At 47.8% G+C, this 638-nt stretch carries 1 protein-coding gene; it reads right to left on the bottom strand.

The features are described 5' to 3' along the window. Window positions 1-237 (bottom strand): Dps family protein (locus tag R8O11_RS28665; protein ID WP_318195051.1); only part of this gene is annotated, 237 nt, incomplete at its 3' end. Window positions 238-638: the final 401 nt, after the last annotated feature.

Below are 638 nucleotides of genomic sequence, written 5' to 3' on the forward strand. Positions count from 1 at the left end.
GGGGGCGGGAACGTCCAGTGTGCGTATGCGCTCGGCAATCTCGTCAACAGCCGCCGCAAGTTCGGTATAGTGTTCTTCGAACATGAGATGCAGTTCTCTGAAGTTCGGGCCTTCCACATTCCAATGGAAGTTGTGCGTTTGCAGATAGAGCGTGTAAGAATCTGCCAAGAGCTGCTTCAAGCCCTCTGCGGTGCTTAATCGGTGCTCTCTATCAATGCCGATATCGATGTGCGTCATGCTAGCTTCCTCTCATTCCATCTGGTTTCACGACTTTTTGTAAGCCGTCAGCAAACAACTAAAAAAAGTATTGGATAGATGTTCTGATTTGTAAAAATGATAAAAATGAATGTAACGTTCGGAAATTTTGATTACTGAATGGAAGGCGTTGTCTATAGCAAATACCAACGCCCACAAAGCACACCGAGGTAACGGCGCGCTGCTGGGTTTAAACGATTTTGATTTCGAGATTATTTGAGAGATTGCTTCGCGATACGGGAAAGCACTTCGAGACTGGAAACGTCCACATAGTTTGGGCGAAACGCGAGGGCTATTCTGCGGTGAGGGCCGGGCTCATTTAAATGCACTGCCGATAATACTGGGTAGTGCGTGACGAGCTGTTCCAGTGCCATTTCCGGGAT

It is taken from the genome of Vibrio sp. 1288, assembly GCF_033344475.1.